17 protein-coding genes and 5 pseudogenes are annotated in these 24,357 nt (G+C 68.0%); 8 read left to right on the top strand and 14 right to left on the bottom strand.

The window, feature by feature from the left end; genetic code table 11:
* Positions 1–437 precede the first annotated feature (437 nt).
* From ACZ67T_RS44020 to ACZ67T_RS44000, 5 genes and pseudogenes are all read right to left on the bottom strand, one after another.
* Positions 438–599, bottom strand: a pseudogene (locus ACZ67T_RS44020) (TerD family protein); the annotation flags it as partial.
* A 347-nt stretch (positions 600–946) separates the two neighbouring features.
* A pseudogene (locus ACZ67T_RS44015) lies at positions 947–1,273 on the bottom strand (IS5/IS1182 family transposase); the annotation flags it as partial.
* Between the two features lie 306 nt (positions 1,274–1,579).
* On the bottom strand, positions 1,580–3,100 hold the full coding sequence (locus tag ACZ67T_RS44010; RefSeq protein ID WP_469992419.1) for a catalase: 1,521 nt from the start codon (positions 3,098–3,100) through the stop codon (positions 1,580–1,582).
* Between the two features lie 327 nt (positions 3,101–3,427).
* A pseudogene (locus tag ACZ67T_RS44005) lies at positions 3,428–4,438 on the bottom strand (thiamine pyrophosphate-dependent enzyme); the annotation flags it as partial.
* 708 nt (positions 4,439–5,146) lie between these two features.
* A pseudogene (locus ACZ67T_RS44000) lies at positions 5,147–6,840 on the bottom strand (ISAzo13 family transposase).
* A gap of 95 nt (positions 6,841–6,935) precedes the next feature.
* Here ACZ67T_RS44000 and ACZ67T_RS43995 point away from each other — a divergent pair.
* From ACZ67T_RS43995 to ACZ67T_RS43985, 3 genes and pseudogenes are all read left to right on the top strand, one after another.
* Positions 6,936–7,067, top strand: a pseudogene (locus tag ACZ67T_RS43995) (IS256 family transposase); the annotation flags it as partial.
* Between the two features lie 244 nt (positions 7,068–7,311).
* Positions 7,312–7,869: a hypothetical protein gene (locus ACZ67T_RS43990; RefSeq protein ID WP_469992417.1), complete on the top strand. Its 558-nt coding sequence runs from the start codon at positions 7,312–7,314 to the stop codon at positions 7,867–7,869.
* 21 nt (positions 7,870–7,890) lie between these two features.
* Positions 7,891–8,352, top strand: coding sequence for a hypothetical protein (locus ACZ67T_RS43985; protein WP_469992415.1), 462 nt, complete (start codon positions 7,891–7,893; stop codon positions 8,350–8,352).
* 201 nt (positions 8,353–8,553) lie between these two features.
* On the opposite strand, the gene ACZ67T_RS43980 is transcribed toward ACZ67T_RS43985, so the two are convergent.
* The gene (locus ACZ67T_RS43980) at positions 8,554–10,092 is read right to left on the bottom strand and encodes an ISL3 family transposase (protein ID WP_469992421.1); all 1,539 of its coding nucleotides are present in this window, start codon (positions 10,090–10,092) and stop codon (positions 8,554–8,556) included.
* A gap of 904 nt (positions 10,093–10,996) precedes the next feature.
* Between ACZ67T_RS43980 and ACZ67T_RS43975 the strand changes: the two genes are divergently transcribed.
* The 3 genes from ACZ67T_RS43975 to ACZ67T_RS43965 all read left to right on the top strand — a co-directional run bounded on the left by ACZ67T_RS43975 (position 10,997) and on the right by ACZ67T_RS43965 (position 12,483).
* Complete coding sequence (locus tag ACZ67T_RS43975) at positions 10,997–11,776, top strand: hypothetical protein (protein ID WP_469992413.1); 780 nt, start codon at positions 10,997–10,999, stop codon at positions 11,774–11,776.
* 208 nt (positions 11,777–11,984) lie between these two features.
* Positions 11,985–12,185, top strand: a complete 201-nt coding sequence (locus ACZ67T_RS43970; RefSeq protein WP_469992411.1) for a Ku protein — start codon at positions 11,985–11,987, stop codon at positions 12,183–12,185.
* Between the two features lie 22 nt (positions 12,186–12,207).
* The gene (locus ACZ67T_RS43965; RefSeq protein ID WP_469992410.1) at positions 12,208–12,483 is read left to right on the top strand and encodes a hypothetical protein; all 276 of its coding nucleotides are present in this window, start codon (positions 12,208–12,210) and stop codon (positions 12,481–12,483) included.
* Positions 12,484–12,562: 79 nt separating this feature from the next.
* Here the strand turns inward: ACZ67T_RS43965 and ACZ67T_RS43960 are convergent, their stop codons facing one another.
* From ACZ67T_RS43960 to ACZ67T_RS43925, 8 genes are all read right to left on the bottom strand, one after another.
* Positions 12,563–12,742 (bottom strand): DUF6381 family protein, encoded by a 180-nt coding sequence (locus tag ACZ67T_RS43960; protein ID WP_469992408.1) that lies wholly within the window; start codon positions 12,740–12,742, stop codon positions 12,563–12,565.
* Positions 12,743–13,802: 1,060 nt separating this feature from the next.
* Positions 13,803–14,699: an aldo/keto reductase gene (locus ACZ67T_RS43955; RefSeq protein WP_469992406.1), complete on the bottom strand. Its 897-nt coding sequence runs from the start codon at positions 14,697–14,699 to the stop codon at positions 13,803–13,805.
* A gap of 41 nt (positions 14,700–14,740) precedes the next feature.
* Entirely contained in the window at positions 14,741–15,595 is an 855-nt protein-coding gene (locus ACZ67T_RS43950; protein ID WP_469992404.1) for an aldo/keto reductase, read from the bottom strand.
* 44 nt (positions 15,596–15,639) lie between these two features.
* Complete coding sequence (locus ACZ67T_RS43945) at positions 15,640–16,902, bottom strand: MFS transporter (protein ID WP_469992402.1); 1,263 nt, start codon at positions 16,900–16,902, stop codon at positions 15,640–15,642.
* A 319-nt stretch (positions 16,903–17,221) separates the two neighbouring features.
* Complete coding sequence (locus ACZ67T_RS43940; protein WP_469992400.1) at positions 17,222–18,097, bottom strand: helix-turn-helix transcriptional regulator; 876 nt, start codon at positions 18,095–18,097, stop codon at positions 17,222–17,224.
* A 784-nt stretch (positions 18,098–18,881) separates the two neighbouring features.
* A complete protein-coding gene (locus ACZ67T_RS43935) occupies positions 18,882–19,616 on the bottom strand; it encodes an alpha/beta hydrolase (RefSeq protein WP_469992399.1) in 735 nt (244 codons plus the stop codon).
* Between the two features lie 683 nt (positions 19,617–20,299).
* Positions 20,300–21,322 carry a zinc-dependent alcohol dehydrogenase family protein gene (locus tag ACZ67T_RS43930; protein WP_469992397.1) on the bottom strand — a complete coding sequence of 341 codons (1,023 nt, stop codon included), beginning with the start codon at positions 21,320–21,322 and terminating at the stop codon, positions 20,300–20,302.
* Between the two features lie 125 nt (positions 21,323–21,447).
* On the bottom strand, positions 21,448–22,677 hold the full coding sequence (locus ACZ67T_RS43925) for an MFS transporter (protein WP_469992395.1): 1,230 nt from the start codon (positions 22,675–22,677) through the stop codon (positions 21,448–21,450).
* Between the two features lie 137 nt (positions 22,678–22,814).
* Here ACZ67T_RS43925 and ACZ67T_RS43920 point away from each other — a divergent pair, with 137 nt between their 5' ends.
* Entirely contained in the window at positions 22,815–23,747 is a 933-nt protein-coding gene (locus ACZ67T_RS43920) for a helix-turn-helix transcriptional regulator (RefSeq protein ID WP_469992394.1), read from the top strand.
* 295 nt (positions 23,748–24,042) lie between these two features.
* A partial coding sequence (locus ACZ67T_RS43915) for an IS110 family transposase (protein ID WP_469992392.1) occupies positions 24,043–24,357 on the top strand: 315 nt, incomplete at its 3' end.

Here is a 24,357-nt window from a genome sequence, read left to right as displayed (position 1 = left end):
CGGCTCCAGCCGAGCCCACTGTGCATCCGTCATGTCTCCACGTGCCACAGAACAAGATCATCTCACCTCAAGATCCACATCTGAAACACGCCCTAAGACGCACAGGCACGGGCCGCGGCTAGCCCCATGCCAAGGCCGCCACGGCCCCGCCACATCGCCGACTGCACAGGCCGTACTTCGGGCCCGACAGGGGCAGAAGAAGGCACAGGGTGGGCTCGGTCACCCCACAGGGGGCCCGGCTCGTCGCGCTGTCCGAGCGGGTTGGGGCAGCACCGTGTCGCGCTGTGGGCCGCTGGGCCACGCCGAGTCTGTTGCGTGAGACGCCTGCGACGACGTCGACGCAGCGGTGTGTGCTGCTCGAGGCGAGGGCCACAGGTGTGTGGACAGCAGTCGGCGTCGCGGGCGCAAAACGGTTGGACCGCAGGGTAGGCGAAAGCTCAGCCGATGATGTCGACGCCGAAGCCGGGTGCCAGGTCGGCCAGTTGGTGGTCGTACCCCTGGCCGATGGCGCGTACGCGCCATCCCGGGCCACGCCGGTAGACCTCGGCGAGCAGCAGCGTTCGTTCGGTGGTCGCGGCGTCCAGCGTGGCATGGGCCAGTGCTCGCGCGTGGCGTCCGAGACGAGCACGGGTGACGTTGACCGATGCCTCGTGGGTGGGCATGCCGAGGAGTTCGTGCAGCTCACGGGCTCGGAATGCCTGGCCGGCGTGCTGGTTGAAGGCGTTCACGATGGCCTGGTAGACGGTGGGCGACTCGGGCAGTTCGGGTTCGCCTCCGGCCGGTGCGAGTTCGGTGATGACCTTCCGGGTGGTGGCCAGGTCCGCGAGTCGTGCCTCGGTCTCGGCCAGAGCGGCGGTCAAGTGCTCGATCTGGTCGCGTAGTTCACCGGCTCGGGCGGTGGTGTCGTCGTACTGGGTCTGGAGGTCTGTCAGGAGCTCGGCGATGTTCACGCGGCCAGCCCGAGGGTGTCGCGCCAGGACGGACTCGGTGCGGTGAGGCGGCGGGTCATGTTCGCGATGGAGGCCCAGTAGACGCGTGAAGTGGACGTCTCGGGCCGGTGGTCATACTCCCGGGCCAGGCGGCGGTGCAGCATCAACGTGCCGTTGACCTGCTCCACGATCCACCGCTTGAGCTGCGGGACGAAGCCTTTGCCCAGGTCCGCGGGGTTGCGGCGCACGACTTCGACATCGATGTCCAGCAGGGCACCATGGATAAGGACCGCGTCCTTAAAACCCTGGTCCACCAGGGCCTTCTCCAGGCCCATCCCGCACCGATGCTCGACCGCCAAGGAGGACTCGACCAGGGTTTTCACCGGCCCGTCCGCGCACAGCACCGCATCGGTGAGCTCGAAGAGCGCGTCCGCCCGCTTATAGAGACACCCGTAGAACTCGACCCGAAAGCGGGACAACAGACCCAACGCCTCGATTCCGGGCGCACCGACAGGCAGACTCATGGGCAGCGGCCGTTCTCTCGTGCTTCGTTACTCGACATCTCGAAGCGTGGAGAACGGCCGCCTCCGCTGTCCCGTGAAGAACCCCAGGTCAGCAGGACGAGTGACCCGCGAGGTTCAACGCCAAGGTCAGGCCTTCCTCTGCATGTTGCTCCGGGCAGGGTTGGCCTGCTCCGCCGCCTTGGGGTCCTTCTCGTCCGCCTTGGCTCGCACACCCTGCTGGATGCGCTCGCCGAGCTTCTTGTCGATATTGGACCAGTACTCGAATGCCCGGACGAGGACGGGTTCGCTCACTCCGTTGAGCAGGTGCCCGACGACGTTGTCCACGAGGCGATCGCGCGCGGCGTCGTCGAGAACCTCGCGCACCATCGTGCCCGCCTGTCCCCAGTCGTCGTCCTCTTCATGGTCGACGTACGCGGCGCGCGTGATGTCGCCGTCCGCGTGCCAGCTGGGCGGCGTGTAGCGGCCCGTGTCGGCTGCCGGGCCACCCTTGGAGTTGGGGGCGTAGACCGGGTCCTCAGTCTTGCGGTACGCCATGGCTCCGTCTTTGGAGTAGGTGTTCAGCGGCGCGACGGGAGCGTTGACCGGAAGCTGCTGGTAGTTGCCGCCGATGCGGTGACGGTGTGCGTCGGCGTAGGAGAAGAGTCGCGCCAGCAGCATGCGGTCGGGGCTGGGGCCGATGCCGGGGACGAGATTGTTGGGCTGGAACGCGGCCTGTTCGATCTCGGCGTGATTGTCCGTGGGGTTGCGGTCGAGCGTCATCTTGCCGACCTCGATCAGTGGATAGTCGCCGTGCGGCCATACCTTGGTCAGGTCGAACGGGTTGAAGCGGTAGGTGGCCGCGTCCTCGTACGGCATGATCTGCACGTGCAGCGTCCAGCTCGGGTAGTCGCCGTCCCGGATGTGTTCGAAGAGATCCCGGGTGTGGTAGTCGGTGTCGACCGCGCACATCTGGTCACCTTCGTCCTGGGTGAAGAACTCGATGCCCTGGTCGGTCTTGAAGTGGTACTTCACCCAGAACTGCTCGCCCTGCACGTTGATCCACATGTACGTGTGCGACGTGTAGCCGTTCATGTGGCGCCAGGAGCGCGGGATGCCCCGGTCACCCATGAGCCATGTGACCTGGTGCGCGGACTCGGGTGAGAGGGTCCAGAAGTCCCACTGCATGTCGTGGTCACGGAGGTTGTTGTCCGCACGGCGTTTCTGGGAGCGGATGAAGTGCTGGAACTTCATCGGGTCCTTCATGAAGAAGACCGGGGTGTTGTTCCCCACCATGTCGTAGTTGCCTTCGGTGGTGTAGAACTTCACCGCGAATCCGCGCGGGTCTCGCCACGTGTCCGGGCTCCCGCGCTCGCCGGCGACGGTCGAGAACCGGATCACAAGATCGGTGCGCGTGCCAGGCTGGAAGAGCGCAGCCTTCGTGTAGGCGCTGACATCTCCGGTGACTTCGAAGTGGCCGAAGGCGCCGCCGCCCTTGGCGTGCGGCTGCCGCTCCGGAATGCGCTCCCGGTTGAACTGTGCCATCTGCTCGATCAGATAGGAGTCCTGCAGAAGGACCGGGCCACCGGCGCCGACGGTGAGCGAGTGTTCGTCGCTCTCGACCGGAACTCCGGCATCCGTGGTGGTCGCCTTGCCTGTGACGTCGTTCATGAGCTGCGTGCGCCTTTCGATCGGTCTGTGCGTTGCGCCGCGAGGTCGGGCCTCCTGCTGAGGCGGGGCACGGCGACGCAGCTTCGTGGCTGATCGGCAGATACATGGGCATAGTGGTTCACATCCAGCCTGCAGCCTTTTCGCTCATTCGACCCCTTTTCCTGCTCGCCCTCCCCTGCTGGTGATTCTCGTGGGGCGAGGTCCGGGTGCCCTCGAAACGCCGCCGATAGCTGCCGAGGCCCGGATTTCCCGGGCCGGAGCTCAGCGCCCGTCGGGGCTCGTGAGGTTCTCGCGGAGCTTGGCTATGGCGAAGCCCCAGCCCTGCTAGAGGGGCGGCTTGGCAGGCACGCCACCTCCTCCGGGTTGGTGAAGACGTCCAGGAGGACCGGTCTCGGCGTGGCGCAGGCCTTGCTGACGCCCTCGGCCAGATCCGCGGCCCGAGTCTCCCGGATACGGCTGATGCCGAGGGCCTCGGCGATTGCGGCGAAATCCGGATTTTCGAGCTCCGCGCCGAATTCCGGCAGGCCCGGCTACTCCTGCCCCCCACTCCTGCTCCTGCTCCTGCTTCACCATCCCGAGGTATTGGTTGTCGAAGGCAACCAACTTCACCCGTAGTCGCCGGCTACGGACAGTCACGAGATCGCCGAGGAGCATCCCCAGTCCGCCGTCGCCGCAGAAGGCGACGACCTGCCGGTCGGGATGCAGGAGCTGTGCACCGATCGCCTGCGGCATCGCGTTCACCATCGAGCCGGGGTTGTACGAGCCGAGCAGGCGGCGGGCTCCGCGACATCTCGACGCAGCGTGACAGCCAGACGGTGGCCATGCCGTGTCCGAGGTGAAGACTGCGTCGTCGGCCGCCAAGTCGTCCACTGCGGCGGCCAGCGACTCCGGGCGTACCAGGTGGTCGGGGTTGTCGAGGCGGACCGCACCCTGCCGATCAGCCCGCGGTCGCGGCCGGGCGCGGCCAGGCACTGCGGTCCCTGCCGCCACGTGCCGAACTTCTCACGCGCGTCATCCAGGTGTTCGCGGTCCGTGCGCCGCTCCAACCGCTCCAGGAGCCCTCGCACCGTGGGACCGACGTCGGCGGCCATGGCCACATCGACCGGGACACGTCGGCCGATGTGCTCGGCGACCCGGTCGCCCTGGACGACCTTCTTGCCCTCCGGGTACCACTCCCGGTACGGGAAGTCCGTGCCGAGCAGCAAGAGGGTGTCCGCTGCGTCCGTCCCGTGCGCGGCGGCCGTGTTGCCGATCTCCCTGCGCCTTGAGCGTGAGCACCATGGGAGCGGCCAACCGCTCGGCGAGGGTCAGTACGTCCTCGCGGTCGCCACGCGCTCCCGACGAGCATCGTGAAAAGCCTCGCCGTCGGGGGACGAAGGTGTCCGGATCCGCTACCCGCCAGTCGGCAGCCCAGCTCTCCTGCGGCTTCGGCGAGCAGTTCGCCCGGCGACAGCCAACCTGCGCTACGGCCGGACACTGCCGCGTGCATTGTGCGTGAGGCCTGCTTGGTAGAGGTCGCCGCGGCGGGCTCTATCCCGGTGGGCGGCCTGGCCTGCGACCGGCTGGAGGCGGCGACCATCCAGCACGTACGCGGCGAGCTGCCCGCGGCCTGCCTGGCCGACGACACCGAGATCGACGCGCACTTGGCCGCCATCGACGCAGGCCAACTCGACCTGACACTCGCACCGCTGATCTCAGCCTGGGGACGCCGTCCAGCCGAGCACCCGCCGGCAAGCGGTGTAGGTGCGGATCCAAGCATTGTCCCACCTGCCCACAGCGCTGTTCGTCGAGGAGATTCACGGGTTGCAGCAGACGACGTCGGCCCGATCCCCAGCCACACCAGCGGGGTTCGCCCGAGGTAGGCGTCTGGCATCAGCAGCAGATCCAGCTCGTCGCGGCACCGCGATGTGAGCAGATGCGCCACCCGAGCCCAGGTCGCCTCACAGGCACGGGCACGCGCGGTGGGCACATGCTCCAGCAGATGCAGCACGCCAGGCCGCACCCCTGAAGTTCCCCCAAGACCGGGCAGTTAGGGCTTGCAGAGAATTAACTCGCTGTCTTGATCTTTGGTGCTGGGGTGATGCCGAGGTGGGCGGTGAGGTCCGCGAGGTCGTCCAGGGTGGCCAGTTGGGTGGCGGCGGGTTCGATGGTGTGGCCGATCTCGTCGAGGAGTTGGTGGGTCTTGCGGATGCGCCGGTTGATGGTCTGGGGTGCGACCGCGAAGAGGCAGGCGATGGCGACTTGGGGAAGCCTGAATCGTTCGTAGAGGACGGTGGCCAGAAGTCGGTCGGCAAGGGTGAGAGCCGGGCGGCGCCCGGTGTAGAGGCCGGTGGCGGGGACTTTCTGCCGGTCCCCGCCGCGTCGTTGGTGAAGGTCCTCTTCCCGCTGGAGCTCTCGGGCGGCTCTCAGCTGGGTGATCAGCTGGCCCCACTGGTCGTGGTCCATGCCGGTCAGGTCCGGGTGTAGCAGCCAGGCGCGACCGGGACTGGGCAGATCCTGGGGCGGGATGGGAGGGATTCCGTCCCGGCAATGCGACTCGGGGCGGAGGGTGTAGTTCCAGTCGCCGTGCCAGTCGTGGCGGCTCAGGGGCAAGGCGTCCATCTGCCGGTCGCCGATGCGGATGCCGGTCTCGTAGGCGGCGGTGTCGAGTTCGGCGTGGACACTCAATCCGGTGCGGGTGGTGGTCGCGGCGATGGACTGAACGATGACGTCGTGGCTGGTCAGGGGCCTGCCGCGCCAGTTCATGGTGATGTGGGAGAACAGCCGGTGCTCAATCCGATTCCACTTCGAAGTTCCAGGCGGAAAGTGACACACGGTGATGTTCAGGCCTGTTTCCAGGGCCAGGGAGGCGAGTTCGGTCTTCCAGGCGCGGGTGCGGTAGCCGTTGGAGCCACCGGCGTCCGCGGTGACCAGTAGCCGTTTGGCCTGCGGGTAGTCGTGCCGGCCGCAGCCCTTCCACCAGCGGCGGATGGATTCCACGGCGAAAGCGGCGGTGTCGTGGTCGGTGCCGACACTGACCCAACCGGTGTTCGCGGCCAGGTCGTAGATGCCGTAGGGCACAGCTTTCCCGAGTTCCTTGTCGGGGAAGTCATGGGTGCTGACCTGCAGGGGGTCACCCGCCGGCCGCCACTCGCGGCCGGCGTTCCTGTACAGCCCCACGATTTCCTTCTTCTTCGTATCAACGCTGATCACCGGGTCGCCGGCGGCCTGGTGGGCCTTGGCCTGCTCGTTGATGTAGCGGAACTGGCCGTCCCGGTCGGGGTGTTGTTTGCCCTCGACGGTCTTGGCGTTGCCTTGGAGGCTGAAGCCTTCCTCGCGCAGTACGTCGGCAACGGTGTCGGCGGATATCCGGTGGCCCCGGCGGGTGAGTTCGCCAGCCAGATAGCGGGTGGACTTCGTCGTCCAGCGCAGCGGCGACATCGGATCGCCCCGCACGTCCGGCTCGACCAAGGCCAACAGCGCCGGACGCAGCCCCGGGTCCAGATCGACTGCCCGCTTGCGCCCGCCGCCCGCCCGGCGCACCCGCCCCAACGGGGCCTCGCCCGAATCCAGTTCACCCACTCCAAGCGAGACCGTGGCTTCCCGGACACCGGCGGCACGGGCGACCAGCCTGATCCCGCCATGGCCGATCAACCGGGCCTCCGCCCCATCAGTAGACGCCTCTGCCGCTCATCCAGATGCGGCAGGACGGCCTCGAACTTGGCTGCCAACTCGGCCTGTTGTCCTTCCGGAGCGCCCATAGCACACCAGCGAACCACAGAACGCGAAGCTACGGGTTAATTCTCTGCAAGCCCTAACTACCCGGCCTTGGGGGAACTTCAACCGGGACTTCGGCGAGATGGTCGCGGCGACCATCCGCACCATCTTCACCCAGCCCACCGCCGACCTCGTGCGCACTCAGCTCGACACCGTCGCCGACCTGCTCTGCACTCGGTTCCCCAAGGTCAAAGCCATGCTCCTGGACGCGTAGGAGGACCTGACCGCGTTCGCGGACTTCCCACCGAGGCTCTCAAAGAAGATCCCGTGCGACGGATTGTCGATCTGTATCCGGGTGAGGCGAGGACCGGCTGGAGGCGGTCCGCCCGCACCATGCCGCTGGCCGCGTCCCATACCAATGGGCTGTCCGCCGGTAACGGATATTACCCCACAAGACATGTAAAGGACAGAGCGTAAGATTGTGGGGCGATCTGCAACGAGGGAGGTTGCTCTCCATGTCAACAGGAACCCTTCTGGCGATCGTCATCCCGGTGGTCGTGGTGCTGCTTCTGATCGGCGTGGCCGTGGCGCTCTTCATGCGCCGTCGCCGCCTTCGCGAGCAATTCGGGCCGGAGTACGACCGGACGGTGGAAGACGCCGACAGCCGCACGGCCGGCGAGCGGGACCTCAAGGCCCGAGAGAAGCGGCATGACGCACTCGACATCAAGCCCCTGGAACACGGGCGCCGGGAACGCTACCGGCACGACTGGGACGACGTGCAGCAAGAGTTCGTCGACCGGCCCGAGGCGGCCGTGCACGACGCGGACCGTCTGGTGACCTCGCTCATGCAGGAAAGGGGTTACCCCACCGAGGACTTCGACCAACGCCTCAAAGACCTCTCCGTCGAGCACGGGAGCACCCTGAAGCACTACCGGGAAGCCCACGAGATCGACACCCTCAGCACGCAACACAGGGCAAGCACCGAACAGTTGCGAGGGGCCATGACGAACTACCGCGCTCTGTTCGACGAACTGCTCACCAACGGCGGTCAGTCGCGCCACGCGCGAGCCTAATCCGGGCCCAGAGGAGGAACTATGCAACGCGACTCCACATCGGATCCGATCCTCACAGGCCGGTCCAGCGAAGACCTCGCCCAGCCCGAAGACAGTCCGCCGGACGCAGCGCCGCCGGATGAAACACCGCCGCCGGAAGAAGGGCGGCCGGAAGTAACTGCCACGACCGAACCGCCGCAGCAGGAGCAAGCCCCACAGCCGAACGAAAAGGAAGCGCCCCCGCTCCTGACGGCCGGGGACGCCCAAGATTTCCGCGATCGCTGGAGTAAGGTCCAGAGCACCTTCGTCGACGAACCGCGGCAGGCCGTTCAATCAGCGGACGCCCTGGTCACCGAGGTCATGCAGTCCCTGGCCACCACCTTCGCCAATCAGAAGCGTGGGCTGGAAGGCCAGTGGAAGAGCGGCGAGGAAGCCAACACCGAAGACCTGCGCAAGGCGCTTCGGCACTACCGGTCCTTCTTCAACCGCCTCCTCACCACCTAGCCAGTGGACCGGGAGGCTGCCATGCTCAGTCTCGGGCTCATCCTGCTCGCCCGGAAGGAGTGATCCCAGGGCAGCCTCAGGTCTGGGGTGAGCAATCCGTATTGACGTGGAACGGCGGCACCTGTCGGTGTACTGGCTCACGTGGCCCTGGCAAGATTTCCGTGAAGTTGGAATGTGCCACCGTGCGCCGGTGACGCTCCGTCACGGGTAGTGGCGTCGGAGCTGGGCCATGAGGATGACGCGTTGGCGGAGCAGAGGGACGCCCGCGCGCCCGGCCATGATCCGTTTCTGGAGCTTGAGATCGGTGATGCGGCCCTCGTTGACACCGGAGTTGAACGAAGTGGTGATGCCCTGCACGACCGCAGGCTGGTCCTCTCGGATGGCGTTGGCCAGGCCGGCCAAGGCTGGGAGGCGGGCAATCTTGAGTTGTTCGAGCCAGTCCGGCAGCGGAGCGGCGTCGCGGGCGTCAAGCATGGCGGCGAACTGACGCACCAGTTCGTGGGTGCGCTTCAGCTCGGTGCAGTGCTCGAGCAACCGCCTGAGTCCCTCCGTGGAGTGCAGGCCACGCCTGGATGGCGCGGTGGTGATCCATCGGGCGACCTCCCGGGGCGAGGGCGGCCGCTCGCGCGGCGTGTTGATCGGTAGGCCGCGGCGCAGGGGCGCGACGGCCATCTTGGTCAGCTGGTAGTGGCCGCGATAGCCCTTCGCGACGATTTCCTGATGCAGCACCGTTGCGGTGTGCTCGCCTTCCTCCCAGCGTTGGCGCAGGTACTCCAGATACGGGTCGAGATTGGTGGGCTGGCGGGGCCGGGCATGGCGTACACACTCCTGCCAGGTGGCTGCTCGGGCGTATTTGCGCACCGTGCGCCAGTTCAGGCCCAGCTCGTGAGCCGCGGCGTTGAGCGAGCGACCGCTGTCGATCACCGCGTGCACCGCCTCGAACAGCCGCTTCGCGTGGCGACGGGCTGGGGTATCGGCCTGGTCGGACGGTCCCGTCGGGTTCGCCGGCAACGTTGCCGCTTCAGGCTCGGGGACCGCGGCGACCAGACAGCCGCGGTGGTCTGCGGCGATGTCGCCGACCCGCCTCGACAGCCCCTGCCACAGATGGAAGCGGTCGCTTACCTGCACCGCGTCCGGGGCACCCTCGGTGATGCCCTGGCGATAGACCAGCGAGCCGTCCCGGCAGACCACCTCGACACCAGGGTGCGTCCGCAACCAAGCGGCCAGCTGCCCGGCATCGCGCCCGGCCCACAGCTCGATCGGCAACCGGGTCTCGGCGTCCACCAGCAGGGTGCCATAGACGTCTGCGTACAGCGCGAAGTCGTCCACGCCCAGCACCCGCGGGATCACGGCCGGCGGAAGCGGCAAGCGCATCAAGTGGAACAACACGCTGGTCCGCGACAGCGGCACCTGCAAAATCTCCAGGAGCCGGGCGCCACCGCGGCCAGCCAGGAGCACCCCGGACATCTCCACCAGATGTTGCAGCAACGGACTGCGGCGCTGATAGCGCGCCGTCAACCCCGCGACCTGTTCGACGTACGTCCGCCGACCGCAGACCGGGCTGTCACAGAACAGCCGTCTCACGGACAGCTCGATGAGCACCGGACGGCCTCCGACGGCGACATCAGCCAGCGTGCGGCCATAGCGACTGTGCACCCGCGCAGAGTCGCGACCGCAGTCCGGACACGACACGATCAACTCGCGTGTGCACGCAGCGATGCGAACCACGCCGCCCGCCACCCACACTCGTTCCACCCGCACCGCATCGAGGTGCGGAGACACAATCCGTACGAGGTCATCACACTCGCTGACAGTCCCACTATCCGTGACGGAGCGTCACCGGCGCACGGTGGCACATTCCAACTTCACGGAAATCTTGCCAGGGCCCCATGACCTTGTACGCGGACAAAGGGTGGCTGTGTCGGTGATCACAAACAAAGCCAAGGGGGCCTTCGTAGAGGCTTATCCCGGTTCCTTCCCTGCGGTAGTGGGACCGCGGGAGGCTGCACCGTCCAGCACCCTTGTGGCGCGCCCTACTTCCTGAAGGCAGGCGCGGCGGTCCTGGCCGCGGTCGGGGCCTGCCGCGCGGGCGCAGCCGGAGCCTTCGCCGCGGGAGCCTTGGGCTGCTGCGCATGGGGCGCGGGTCTGGTCTGGCCGACCGCCCAGCGCCCCAGAGCTGACGGGACAGCGAACGGTCCTGGAGCAGACGATCGCCAAAGGGCGGGCACCAGGCCCACCTACGCATGCGATCGGGCCCGACCCGCCTGGAGCCCTGAACGGGGCGAGTGCCGCCCAGGCGTGATGCACCACTTCGGTCCACGGCTCCCTGAGGGTGTGTCGCTGGGCGACACCGGGTTCGCCGGCTGCCTGACGGCTGCCCCAGACGGCTTCTTCGGGGCCCGGCCCCGAGCGGCGTGTGGCGTGCACCTGCTCGGATGCTCAGGCACCGGCGCATGCCGCATGACGTCCAACGTCACACAATGGAAAGGATGTTAATACCAGAATTCTTCCATTCGACCTAAACTCAGAAATCCTTACAATTTCCGAATGTTGCAGACGATTTGAACATGAATTGCCGCATACGGTGGCGGCGCCGCGTCGGCCAGAAACCGACGTATGTCTGACACTTCACCTCTCGGAAGGAATGAGCGTGAACGCTCGCTTTGGCGTGAGCCGGGCAAAGGCGCTCGTGGCCACCGCATTGGCCGCGATCGCCGTCTCGACCGTCCCAGGATCAGCGTCTGCTACCGCAGACGCCCACTCGGACCACTGGGGTGTGATCACCCGCAACACGATCGGCTCGCCCGTCGCTGCCCTGCGAAACGGCCCCTACGGCTCGTTCGGCGTGCTGGGCGCCTCGGCCAGGCCGCCCTACGGAACGGGCAGCCTTGGCATCGAGGTGGCGGACCGTTCCACCTCTCAGAACCCGCCGAGCGAGAAGGTCGACTTCGGCAACGAGGTCGACTTCTACGGCGATCCGGTGCTGGGCCTGAACAAGATCGGGTTCCACGTCTTCCAGACCGGCGAGAACGTCGACCACGGCGGCCCCGGAAACCTGCCGAACATCAGGTTCGAGATCGACCCGAACCTGACGTCAAACGCCACCAACTACTCCACGCTGGTGTGGGTCCCGGATCCCGTCACCGTGACCAACCAATGGAGCCCGTACATCGATGCCACCTCGAACGGCCACTGGTACCTCACGGGCGCCGCGGGCGGCGCGAGCGCGACCAACTGTGCCACGAGCTGCACCTGGTCCCAGATCAAGACCAGACTCAACGACGGCGGCCCTAAGCCGACCATCTACAGCGTCGCAGTCGGCAAGGGACGCGACAACCTGTGGGCCGGCGCCGTCGACGGCCTGCGCATCAACAAAAACATCTACGACTTCGAGAAAAACGGCGTGAAGACTCGCCGCGCCTGACACACCCCGAACCGCCCCGGACTCCACCGAACTCATCATTCGAACCGGGGCGGTTCACCATGTGGCCGGCGCATCGACGGCACGCACGTGACGTGTGGAACGACAGCGCCGAGCGGCAGTGCTTTCGCCGCGGGAGCCGCGACATCAGGTCTCAGTGATCAGCTTGGCCGAGGTGCACCCGCAGCGGTGGCGATGGACGCTTAAAGGCATGAGGGCCCTGTGGTCCGGCGTGATCCAGTTCGGGCTGGTCGTGCTGCCCGTGAAGCTGTTCTCGGCGACCGAGGAGCACCGGGTGCGGTTGCGGGAGGTCCATGCCGCGGACGGCGGCAGGGTGCAGCACCGGCGGTTCTGTGAGGCCGAGGACCGGGACCGGGGACCTCGCCCCGTCCGCACCGGTCACCGAGCGTGAGCTCGAGCTCGCCGAGGTGCTGATGCGCGAATGCACGGGTGTCGAGGTCGGCCAGCTGCGGGACGAGTACCGTCCCGCGCTTGAGCAGCTGGTCGAGGCGAAGGTGTCCGGCGGCGAGCTGGCCGCGCCGCCCGAGCCCGTGCTGGCGGTGGACTTGATGGCCGCGCTGGAGGAGTCGGTGCGAGCCGCGCGCGCACCAGGGCGGCTGAAGGGCTGGCCGGGGCGGCTCGGTTGTGCGGTGGTCCTGTGCCGGTGCGGGGTGTTGTTGGCGGCGGATTGTGAGCGCGGACAGCAGTGACCGGCCGGGGGCCTCTCACGTGCCGGAAAGCCACGGAGGCCGGCCACCGGCCGGTGGTCTGTGCCCGGAACTGCCGGGGCTACATCGGGTCGATATCCGGCTTGCCCGTACCGCTCGTGCGCTCGCTCTGCTCCTTGAGCTCGCGGGCCTTGTCCTTCAGACGCTGACGCTCCTGCGGGTCCATGGCACGCTCCGCGGCCTGTTCCAGGTCCTGGGCTCGGGCACGCATCTGCTGGGCACGGTCGCCTGTAGCGCTCATGATCACTCCTTGGGTGACAGGGGAAGAGCGGGCCACCTCAGCGAAACAGGCCCTGTCACCCTCTGCAGTCGATCGACTACCCAGTGTTATCTGCGCAGTTGGGCGGGCCCTGGTGGAACGACGTGGCGGGGTGCCGCGCTCAGCGGCTGCGGTCCCACGGGATCGGATACGAGACGGTCGGCGTCGGCCGGGGCCGCAGCCTGTCCCAGTCCGGGAACTTCACCGGATACACAGCCGTCGACTGAGACCGGGGAACCTTCTTTCCGGAACCGTCTACGCTGCCGCTGCCTGTGGTGCCGGCGAAGCCGACGACCACCAGGGCGATGACAGCCAGGACACTCATCTGCCCCCGCGCGCCGGCCGCCCATCGCGAATGCTCCCGAACCCTCGTGCCGTCCGCGCGTACGTACTCCCTCACGTGCACCACCGGCTGCTCCCCCGTCCCGACCCGGTGCGCCCCTGCGCGCACGGGACCCACCAGGAAAGCAGCCACCACCGACAACACATCAGCAGTTGATGCACTCGGGGCTAAGATCTGGCCACTTCGATGCCCCCAGCACGGCACCATGCGCCACCGAGACGGCTACCCCAAGGCAACGAAGCGAACGGCCGAGAGGCCCCCCCTCGACCAGCTCCGCGCCTGCCCCCGCCCGGAAGAAGGCGTAACCTGAAAGAGGAGCGACGGTCACGCTTACAGTGCTCTCACCAGGAAGAATGCATGAACCGGCCCCCTTTTCGAAGGGGGCTTTTCCATGCCTGAGGCCACCGGGGAGGAGACGTCCATCCGTCCGCGGGCCCCGGGACGCACAGCGTCCGATTCGCGCCGGCGGGCCAGAGCGGCAGGCAGGCGCCGGGCCCGCGCACGGCAGGCAGGCAGGTCGACGAGCAGTACGACGGCCGTCAGCTCCTTCTGTGCCTGAGCACGATAGTTGGCCCGGATCGACAACTTCGATGCTCAGCTTCACGACGCTGTTCGGGGACTGCCCGAACGCCAAGGTCGAGTCCGAGCTACCGCGGCGTCGACGGTTCGCCGGCCGCAGGCCTCGGCTGCAGTTGGTGCTCAGGCCTCGGGGATCTCTGCGCCGTGCTCGGCAATGGTGAAGGACTCCGGGTCCGGGCCGCCACGCACGCCGGTGTCAAGCGCGTCGATGGCAGCGAGTTCGTCGGCGGACAGCTCGAAGCCGAGCACGTCGAGGTTCGCCGCGATCCGGGCGGGGTTCGTGGACTTGGGGATCGCCTGACGGCCCTGGTCGAGGTGCCAGCGCAGCATCACCTGCGCCGGGGTCGTGCGGTGCTGCTCGGCGATCTCGCCGACCGTCGGGTCGTCCAGAGTGCTCCTGCGGCCCTCGCCCCAGCCGGGGTAGAAGGTGATCCCGCCGATCGGTGACCACGCCTGGGTGACGATGTTGTGCTTCTTGTTGGCCGTCTGGACCGCGGTCTGCTGGAAGTACGGGTGGATCTCGACCTGATTGACCGCCGGGACGACCTCTGTCTCGGCCAGGAGCCGCTCGAGGTGCTCAGGCATGAAATTGCTGACGCCGATGGCGCGGACCCTGCCCTCGGCGAGCAGCGATTCGAGACCCTTGTACGCGTCCACGGTCAGGTCGAACCGGGACGGCATGGGCTGGTGGAGGATGAGCAGGTCGATCACGTCGACGCCGAGTTTGCCCGCGGACTTCTCGAACGCGTGCCGCGTCGCATCGAACCCGTAGTCGTTGAGCCAGACCTTGGTCTCGAAGAACACCTCGTCGCGGCCGAGGCCGGAGCGGCGCAGGCCCTCGCCGACCTCTCGCTCGTTGAAGTACGCGGCCGCCGTGTCGACGTGGCGGTAGCCGGTGCGCAGCGCCGTCTCCACGGCACGGGCGGTGTCCTCCGGAGAGGATTGGAAGACGCCGAAGCCCAGGGCGGGCATGGCGACGCCGTTATTCAGAGTCAGTCGGGGTGCGGTGGCGGTCATGGCTTGCGTCTCCTGTTGAGCTGGGATGGTTGGGGGGAGGTTCAGTCGAGAGTGAGGAGCAGTTCGAGCATGCGCGGGTCGCGGTGGTCGAAGTCGCCGCCGGCCTGCCTGCGGTCGATGGCCGCGATCTGGGTCATCTCCTCGTTCGAGAGTTCGAAGTCGAAGACGGCCGCGTTCTCGCTGAGCCGCTCGGCGCGGGTGGACTTGGCGACGAGGGCGATACCGCGCTGGACCAGCCAGCGCAGGATCACCTGGGGTGCGCTCCTGTTGTGCGCGGCGGCGATCTCGGCCAGTACCGGGCTGTTCAGGGTCTCGGGGTTGCCCTGGCCCAGCGGTCCCCAGGCCTGCAGCGTGGTGCCGTGCGCGGCGAGGAGCTCCTGGGTCTCGATCTGCTGGTTGAACGGATGCGTTTCCCGCTGGTTCACCGCAGGGACGACGCGGTTGTGGGTGACGAGGTCGAGGTAGCGGTCGTCGAAGAAGTTCGACACCCCGATCGCGCGGATTCGGCCTTCGTCGAGCAGGTCCTCCATCGCGCGCCAAGCGCCGTAGTAGTCGCCGAAGGGCTGGTGGATCAGGTACAGGTCGAGGTAGTCGAGGCCGAGGCTGTCCAGCGAGACCTGGAAGGCCCTCTTGGCGTGCTCGTAGCCGTGGTCCTTGAACCAGAGCTTCGTCGTGATGAACAGGTCCTCGCGGGGGACGTCGGCCCGGGCGAGGGCTTGGCCGAGGGCCTTCTCGTTGTAGTAGCGCGACGCGGTGTCGATGAGCCGGTATCCGGCCTCCAGGGCCTTCGGCACCGTGTCGAGGACCTCCTGGTCGCTCATCTGGAAGACACCGAGGCCGAGCTGCGGCATCTCGACACCGTTGTTGAGGGTGATCTGCGGGATGTTCGTGGTCATGAGGGTTTCTCCTTGTCAGAGAGGTGTAGATGCAGTGGCACAGGTCACACGCGCGCCGCGGGCGCCTTACGGCGGCAGGCGGCGAGGAGGCCGAGCGGCAGCAGGGCCGCCGCGGCGAAGGCGAAGCCGATAAGTGACGGGCCCTTCAGGCCCAGGCTGGAGGTCAGGGACCAGCCGCCGAGCCAGGCGCCCGTCGCGATGCCGACCTGGAACGCGGAGGTGGCCAGGGCCATGGGCAGGGAGCGGCCCGCTCCGGCGATCTTGACGACCTGGCCGACCACGATCGGGTTGCCCGCGAAACCGGCGGCTCCGAGCAGCACGACCAGGACCACGGCCACGACGCTGTTGGTCGCCCACAGAGTGAGAGCCCCCAGGAGCCCGGCGGTGACCGCGACGGCGGGGATCAGTGTGGTGTACGGCCGCCGATCACCGAGGCGCCCACCGACCGTGGTGCCGAGCAGCGCGCCGATTCCGAAGCAGAGCATCGCCAGCGGCACGAGGGAAGTGGCGAGGTGGGCGCGGTCGGTCAGCAGCGGGGCGACATAACTGTAGGTACCCATGATTCCGGCCTGGATGAGCGCGATGGCCAGGTAGACCAGCCACAGGCGCGGGTGCTTGAGCGCGGCCGTCTCGGCGTGCAGGGAGTTACCGGCACGCGTGCTGTCGGCCGGGAGCCGGCGGGCGATGAGGGTGGCGGCGGCGACGGCGAGAGCGGCGAGCGTCCAGAAGGGGGCCTGCCAGCCGCCCAGCTGGCCGGTTGCCGTTCCCAGCGGGACGCCGACGATGTTGGCCAGCGTGACGCCGCCGATCATCACTCCCGTCGCGCGCGTGCTGGCGGCAGGGCCGGCTGCTGCCGTGGCGACCACCGCGCCCACGGCCCAGAAGGTGCCATTGCCCAGCGCGGCGGCGAGCCGGCCGACGACCGCGAGGGCCAGGCTGGAGCTGAGCGCGCTGACGACGTGCCCCGCGGCGAAGACGAGCAGCGCGACGATCAGCGTGGACCGGCGCGGCAGGCGCTGGGTCGCCACCGCCATCAGGGGCGCGCCGATCATCATGCCGATGGCGAAGGTGGTGATGAGCATCCCGGCACTGGAGACGCTGACGCCCATGGCATCGGAGATCTGCGGCAGCAGACCGGAGACGATGAACTCGCTGGTGCCCATGATGAAGGTGATGGCCCCCATCAGCCACACCACGGGCGGCAGCTTGACCTTCCCGGAGACGACGGGCGAGCCACCCTCGTGCACCAGTGGCACGTCGGCCCGGGCGTCGGGCTGGGCGGATGAAGGGGAAGCGGTGGCAGTCACCGAAGATCCTTTCGAGCATGCGGAGCGCCGCGCCAGCCATCGAGAAGAGGCAGCCGGGGGTGAGCGGAGACGCCGTGGGGACGTACGGGCGGGGCGTCGAGAAGGGACGTTGAACCCCGCCGAGATCTACGGAACCACCTGGAAACTGGGGCAAACAGTCACCCCTGTGAGGGGTAATGGCAGGGACCCCCACGGCCATGCCATCACCGTGGCGTGCGTGTGCCAGGCAAAGTGGCGGTCGAACCCTGCACAGCAGGGCGGCAAGGCCAACTCGCGGGTAGCCGAGCGCCGGCAGACGCGAGCCGGGCGGGGCCCGATGTCAGCGCTCGGGGTCAGCCCGCTCGGTGGCCGCATCCTGCTCCTGCGTGGCAGCCCAGCTGGCCAGGAGCTTCAGCGCGTCGGCGGCCGGCGTGCCGGGTTCGGCGCTGTAGACGGTGATGGACAGACCTTCGTCACCTGGCAGGTCCAAGGACTCGTGGACCAGTTCCATCGCGCCGACCGCCGGGTGCAGGAACTTCTTCGTGCCGCCGGTAAAGACGTGCACGTCGTGGGCGCCCCACAGAGTACGGAAGGCGTCGCTTCGGGTGGACAGCTCGCCAATCAGGTTGGACAGGTCACGGTCGTAGGGGTTCTTCGCGGCCTCCACCCGCAACACGCCCACGCCTTCGCGAGCCACGCGTTCCCAGTCGGGGTAGAGACGGACGGCACGCGGGTCGAGGAAGACGAAGCGGCAGGTGTTGACCGCCTCCGTCTCGAACAGCTCGCAGTGCAGGGCCCGGGCCAGCGGGTTGGCGGCCAGAATGTCCATGCGGTTGTTACGCACATAGGCGGGCTGGTCATGCAGTCCCTCAATGATGCGCAGCACGCTGGGCCGCACCACCGGCTTCTTGGCCCGTCGCGCGCGGGCCGGGCCGGTGTTCGCGACGCGGGCCAACATATACAGGTGGTCCCGTTCGGTGTCCTCCAGGCGCAGAGCCTTGGCGAGGGAGTCCAGGACGCTGTCGGAGACGCCGGCGAGGTTCCCGCGTTCCAGGCGCGTGTAGTACTCGACGCTGACCCCGGCGAGTGTGGCGACCTCGCCCCGGCGCAACCCGGGCACCCGCCGGTGCCCGTACGTGGGAAGGCCCGCCTGCTCTGGCGTGATCTTGGCGCGGCGGGATTTCAGGAATGCGCTGACCTCGTCCCGATTGACCATGCCCTCAGCGTAGGCAGTCCGTCCGGTGGATGGGGGACCCTGCCATTACCCCCCACAGCACAGCCTGTCACGTCCAGTCTGTGCGCCAACCGCGTCCCGGGTCCTGCGAAGATCCGGCCCACTGGTGAGGCGCTGCCGGTCAGCGTCGTGCCACGGAGGGGACGTTCGACTAACCCCGACCGAGACCGCCTGGGCTGCTGACTCTGGTCGGACCACCCTGAACCAGGTGATCCAGGCGCTCGCTGGGACTCAGAGGGCTGTCTGTGGTGCTCGCCTTCATGCCCGTGAGTAGCTCAGGCAACCTGCTGGGGGTGAGCCAGCTGGGCAAACTGCTCGTGTGCGGCACGAGCAGTCGCCAACAGGTCCTGCCAGGAGGAGACGGCCGGCCGTCGGCGCAGCAGCGCTCGGCGCTCGCGTTCGGTCATGCCGCCCCAGATTCCGCTCCGCGGCGCCAGCAGTCCGGTCAGGTACTCGCGAAACCCTCGCCGCTGAGCCCGGCTCAAGAAGAGGTCGTCGAACCGGGCCGCGTAGTCCTCCAACGGCCCCGGCGCAGGCGGACACGGACGGCGAGCGGTCATCTTCAGCCCTCAGCAAGGCAATTGACTCCTACCACCCGACTGACGACCAACCCGACCTGCCGTCAACCCCACGCCACCACGGATTTAACGGACTACCGCTACTGAAGTTGGGGTGACGATCCCGACCGTTCCCGAGAGGCCGCTTCCGCCGTGGGGGGCTCCCCGACAGGCTGGTGGCGGTACCGGCCTGTCGGGGGCGCTTCCGGTCAGGCGAGGTTCTTGGTGAAGAACTCGTCGAGCTTGTCGAAGGGGATGAGGTCCTTGCGGTCGTACAGGTCAACGTGGTCCGCGCCCGGGACGATCACGAGGTCGACGGTGTCGGGGGCCTTCGCTTGGACGTCCTCGGAGTAGTAGCGGGAGTGCGCGTCGGCGCCGGCCACCAGGAGGGCCTTGCGGGGCGCCAGCATGTCGATGTTCGTCATCAGCGGGAAGGCGAAGAACGACATCGGCGTGGTGCCGGTCCATGCAGTGGTGGAGTTGATCGAGCGCGGGTGGTAGCCGCGCTCGGTGCGGTAGTAGTCGAAGAAGATCTTCGTGACCGGGTCGGCGTCCGCCGAAAGGGTCTTGGGTAGGACGCGGTTTGAAGGAGCGACGTTGCCGTTCTCGTCGAAGGGGACCTCGTGGGAGAGCCGCGCGTAGGTGCCCTTCTCGGCGTCGATCCAGCGCTGCTGGCTGAGGTGGTCCACGACCTTCTGGCGCTGCTCATGCGTGTAGTAGTCCTCGTGGCCGCGGGACATGCTGCGCGACATGTCGTACATCGAGGCCGTGGCGACCGCCTTGATACGGCTGTCCGCAGCCGTCGCTGTGAGCGCCAATCCGCTCATGCCGCAGATGGCCTGCGCGCCGATCCGCCCGCGGTCGACGATCTTTTGCAAGCCGAGGAAGTCGACAGCGGCGCTGAAGTCCTCTGTGTAGATGTCGGGCGAGGCGACATCGCGCACCGTGCCACCGCTCTCCCCGGTGAAGGAGGGGTCGAAGGCGAGGGCGACGTAGCCGCGGCGGGCGAACTCGTTGGCGTAGAGCCCGAGGACTGTTCCTTGACCGCGCCGAACGGGCCGCTGACCACCAGGGCGGGCAGCTTGCCCCTGGCGTTCTTCGGCACGTAGAGGTCTGCGGCTACCTCGATGCCGTAGCGGTTCTTGAACCGCACCGAGGTCCGCTTGACGGTCTTGTCCAGCGCGAAGGTGTAGCCGCCCCTGGCCGTAGCCTTGCCCTATCCTGTGGCGCCCGCGCCGCGGCCGCTCTCCGCGCCGAAGGCGGGCAGAGCCGTGACGGAGGCGGCGGTGGCGGCGATCAGGCCGAGCGCTTTGCGACGTTCCATGGAGTGGACCTCATTTTCAATCGGTGAGGGGAAGGCCCGGCGGTCGGTGGCGTCGTGACCGAGGCGCGGTTCCGGGAAACCGCCGCTCGCCAGGCGTGGCAGGTCGGGTTTATCGGGGGGTACAAGCTCGTCCCCCAATCCCGCGGGGTGGTCCGCCGCAACCAGACGACGAGGGCAAGGGATTCGTCGTGCGCGGCATGCCCCGGCCATTGCGACGGGCGGAGTCGGTTGGGGTGATCACGCCCGGCCCGCTCCGGCTGGTGCAGGGGTGCGGAGCGGGCCGGTCGGAGCCGCGCAGGCGGTTCAGAAGGTGAGCATCACCTTGGTGGCGCGACGCTCGTCCATCGCCTTGTATCCCTCGGGGGCCTGCTCCAGGGGCAGGGTGAGGTCAAAGACCTTGCCTGGGTCGATCTTGCGGTCCCAGATGAGCTGGATCAGGTCGGGCAGGAACCGGCGCACGGGGGCGGGTCCGCCGAGGGTGTGGATGCCGGCGAAGAAGAGCTGGATGCCCGGGATGGTGACGTCGTAGTTGACGCCCACGTAGCCCAGGTGTCCGCCGCCGCGGGTGGCGCCGATGGCTTGCATGAAGGACTCCTGGGTGCCGACCGCCTCGATGACCGAGTGCGCGCCGAGCCCGTTCGTCAGCTCCTTGATCTTCGCGACGCCTTCGTCGCCGCGCTCCTCGACGATGTCGGTGGCGCCGTAGTAGCGGGCCAGCTTCTGTCGCTCGGGGTGACGGGACATGGCGATGACGCGTTCCGCGCCGAGTTGCTTGGCGGCCAGGACGGCCATCAGGCCGACCGCGCCGTCCCCGACGACCGCGACGGTCTTGCCCGGCCCGGCTTCGGCTGCGACGGCGGCGTACCAGCCGGTCCCGAGCACGTCGGAGGCGGCCAGCAGGGAGGGGATCAGCTCGGGGTCGGGCTGCCCCGGGGTGGCGACGAGCGTGCCGTCCGCGTAGGGGATGCGGGCCTTCTCGGCCTGGGTGCCGATGGTCTGTGCGACGAACTCGGCGTGCACGCACTTGGACTGGAAGCCGGCCTGGCAGATCTCGCAGGTGTTGTCGGAGATGACGAAAGATCCGACGACGAAGTCACCGGGCTTGACGGTCTTGACCTCGGCGCCGACTTCCTCCACGATCCCCGCGTACTCGTGGCCCATGACCTGGTGGTCGGCCGGCTCGATGCCGCGATACGGCCACAGGTCCGAGCCGCATATGCAGGTCGCGGTCAGCTTCACGATCGCATCGGTCGGCTCGATGATCTTCGGATGCTCGCGCTCCTCCACCCGGACGTCGCCGGCGGTGTACATCACTACTCCACGCATCGTGGATCTCCTTGCTCTGTGGTGCGGGCGCCCAGGGGCGCCGGTTCGTGTTCCGGAAGGCACGGCCGCGCCGTGGCCTCCTCCGGTTTTTCAAGGGCTCACGCCATCCAGTTCTGGCTTCTGCATCACCGCGAGCGACGACGCTGGGTGAGCGCGATGGCGATCGTGGGGATCAGCGTGAGCGCGGCGATGAGGGTGCCCACGGCGGCCGGGCCGGTGGCTCCCAGAGAGGAGTCGAGAGCGAGCCCGGCGATCCAGGAGCCGACGGCCGTGCCGAGGTTGAACGCCGAGACGGTGAGAGCAGAGCCCAAAGTGGGGGTCTGGCCAGCGAAGCGGACGCCCAGGGAGATCAGGACCGGGTTGGCGCCGAGCCCGCACAGCCCCAGCAGGGCCACCAGCATGATCGTGGGCGCGGCATGCCCGGACAGCAGGCAGATCGCCAGGAGCAGGACGGTGGTCATCGCCGCGGCGGCGATGGTCGTCGCGTACGGGCGGCGGTCTCCCAGGCGGCCTCCCACGAGGAAGCCAGCCAGTGCGCCGACGCCGAAGCCGCCAAGGACCAGCGGTACGAGGCCGGACGCCAGCCCCGCACGATCGGTCAGCAGCGGTGAAATGTAGGAGTACGTCGACAGCACACCGCCCGTGGTGGTCGCGCAGGCCGCCAGGACCAGCCACAGACGGCCCGAGCGCACGGCGGACAGCTCGGAGCGGACCGAGACCGCAGTCTGGCCGGAGCTGTCGTGCGGGACCTGGCGTGCGATGAGCGCCATGGCAGCCGCTCCGAGGGCTGCCAGAGCCCAGAACGGTCCCCGCCAGCCAATGAGCTGCCCGGCGAAAGCACCGAGCGGCACGCCGACCACGTTGGCGAGCATCGCACCGGCTCCCACGACGCCCAGGGCGCGCGAGCTCGCGGCAGGGCCCGCGGCGCGGGCGGCCACCACATTGGCCACGGCCCAGAACGCACCGGTCGCCAACGCGGTCAGGAACCGGGCCACCAGCAACAGCGCGAAGCTCGAGCCGAGAGCCAGGATGACGTGCCCTGCCGCGAAAATCCCCAGCGCCAGGATCAGCGTCAGCCTCCGCGGCAGCCGCAGCGTCAGCATCACCATCACTGGCGCGCCGACGATCATCCCGACCGCGAAAATCGTGATCATCAGACCGGCCTGGGCCACGCTGACCTGCACGTCACCGGCGATCTCCGGCAGCAGGCCCGCCACCACGAACTCGGTCGTGCCCATCAAAAACGTGCCGAGAGCCAGCACGTAGACGACGAGAGGAAGCCGGGCGGGCACCTGCTTAGGGGCACTGCCCTGCAGCGTGTCAGGGGCGTGGAGGGTGTCTCCTCGCGTCGTCATGCTTCATCTCCGCAGCGGGTCGGGATCGAGGTGCGCATCCCACGAAACCGCTTCTGCCACGGGCGCGGCAGGCTGGGTTTATGGGGGGTGTAAGCTCAACCCCCTTTCTCGAGGGCGAGGGCCGTAGCGTGAAGGGCATGGAACGCCTCCCGGACAACCGCGCCGACATCCGTGATTTCCTCGCTACCAGGCGTGCCAAGATCACCCCGGAGCAGGTCGGGCTGCCCACCAGCGGCCGGCGCCGGGTTCCGGGACTGCGGCGCGAGGAGGTCGCCGTCCTCGCCGGTGTCAGCACCGAGTGGTACACACGGCTGGAGAAGGGCCACATCGGCGGCGTGTCCGAAGACGTCCTCGACGCAGTCGCCCGCGCCCTCCAGCTGGACGACGACGAACGCACCTACCTGTTCGACCTGGCCCGGGCCGCCCAGCCCCCCAACCGCACGCCGCGCCGCCGCAAGGCCGTCGACCTGCCGCCCCGTGTCCAGTGGCTCCTCGACTCCATGACACTGTCCGCGGCGTTCGTCACCAACGGCCGCCTGGACATCGTCGCCACCAACGCACTCGCCCGTGCCCTGTTCGCCCCACTGTTCGCCAGCGAGACCACGGACGAACGAGGCCGACCGAACTTTGCCCGCTACTGGTTCCTCGACCGCGGAGCCCCCGACTTCGTGGCCGACTGGGACGGCGCCCTCGCCGCCACCGTCGCCCTGCTGCGTGCCGAGGCCGGCCGCTACCCGTACGACAAGGCTCTACGCGAACTCATTGGCGAGCTGTGCACGATGAGCGCCGAGTTCCGCACCCGCTGGGCCTCCCACGACGTGCGTATCCACCACGGGGGTGTCAAACAGTTCCACCACCCTGACGCCGGACCCCTCAAACTCGTATACCAGCCGATGGACTTGCCCATCTCTCCACGCGAGGCGCACTCGCTGACCACCTACACGGCCGAACCGGGCAGCCCTGACGAGGACCGGCTCAGGCTCCTTGCCAGCTGGGCAGCGCCCGGGTTCCAGAAGACGAGCCTTACCGGCGACCGGACTTCTAGAACCGCACCCCCGCGAACTCGGTGAAGATCAGAGAGCGAAGGCGGGGTCTGTACGGTGTTTGACTGGACAGGAACGCCGGAAGCGCTGCGCTGATCACCTCGGAGACAGGAAAATTGTCTCGGGTGTTCCGGTCAGCCGATGGGTCTGCGATGCCGGTGAGCTCGTTGGACAGGATGGCAATGGGGATCAACCAGGGGACCACGGTTTGTCGCCACGGCAGCACCTGTGTTGCCCGGAGCACGCGTGTCAGATTCCGCTTCTTCCCTGATCCCTCCGGAGCACCCACCCGGCACGACCGCCGCTTGGGAGGGAGTACGGCATGGCCCGGCAGGACGTGAGAGACGAGGTCATCCATCTACGCTCCGCGGGCGTGGATCTGGGCAAGCGGTTCCTGCTTGCCTGCACCCGTGTCCCCAGCCAGAAGAGGGCCGGCAGTTGGAGTCTGGAGACTGAGCGGTTCGGCACCACCCAGTCCGAGATCCGGCGATTGTTGGCCTGGCTGGTCGGGGCCCGCGTTGAGGTGGTCGTCATGGAGGCCACCTCGGACTACTGGCGGAGCGTCTATTACATGCTCCAGCCGCATCTGAACCTGATGCTCGTCAACCCTGCCCATCTCAAAGGCATCCGGGGCCGC

This window comes from Streptomyces sp. NPDC107517, assembly GCF_055582645.1.
The sequence above is the reverse complement of the archived record's forward strand: the minus strand, read 5'-3'. Positions and strand labels throughout refer to the sequence as shown.

Coding starts and splice junctions, on each gene's coding strand:
- ACZ67T_RS44010 (WP_469992419.1), bottom strand. CDS start 3,100: ATGAACGACGTCACAGGCAAGGCGACCACCACGGATGCCGGAGTTCCG.
- ACZ67T_RS43990 (WP_469992417.1), top strand. CDS start 7,312: ATGTCAACAGGAACCCTTCTGGCGATCGTCATCCCGGTGGTCGTGGTG.
- ACZ67T_RS43985 (WP_469992415.1), top strand. CDS start 7,891: ATGCAACGCGACTCCACATCGGATCCGATCCTCACAGGCCGGTCCAGC.
- ACZ67T_RS43975 (WP_469992413.1), top strand. CDS start 10,997: ATGAGCGTGAACGCTCGCTTTGGCGTGAGCCGGGCAAAGGCGCTCGTG.
- ACZ67T_RS43970 (WP_469992411.1), top strand. CDS start 11,985: ATGAGGGCCCTGTGGTCCGGCGTGATCCAGTTCGGGCTGGTCGTGCTG.
- ACZ67T_RS43965 (WP_469992410.1), top strand. CDS start 12,208: ATGCGCGAATGCACGGGTGTCGAGGTCGGCCAGCTGCGGGACGAGTAC.
- ACZ67T_RS43960 (WP_469992408.1), bottom strand. CDS start 12,742: ATGAGCGCTACAGGCGACCGTGCCCAGCAGATGCGTGCCCGAGCCCAG.
- ACZ67T_RS43955 (WP_469992406.1), bottom strand. CDS start 14,699: ATGACCGCCACCGCACCCCGACTGACTCTGAATAACGGCGTCGCCATG.
- ACZ67T_RS43950 (WP_469992404.1), bottom strand. CDS start 15,595: ATGACCACGAACATCCCGCAGATCACCCTCAACAACGGTGTCGAGATG.
- ACZ67T_RS43940 (WP_469992400.1), bottom strand. CDS start 18,097: ATGGTCAATCGGGACGAGGTCAGCGCATTCCTGAAATCCCGCCGCGCC.
- ACZ67T_RS43930 (WP_469992397.1), bottom strand. CDS start 21,322: ATGCGTGGAGTAGTGATGTACACCGCCGGCGACGTCCGGGTGGAGGAG.
- ACZ67T_RS43925 (WP_469992395.1), bottom strand. CDS start 22,677: ATGACGACGCGAGGAGACACCCTCCACGCCCCTGACACGCTGCAGGGC.
- ACZ67T_RS43920 (WP_469992394.1), top strand. CDS start 22,815: ATGGAACGCCTCCCGGACAACCGCGCCGACATCCGTGATTTCCTCGCT.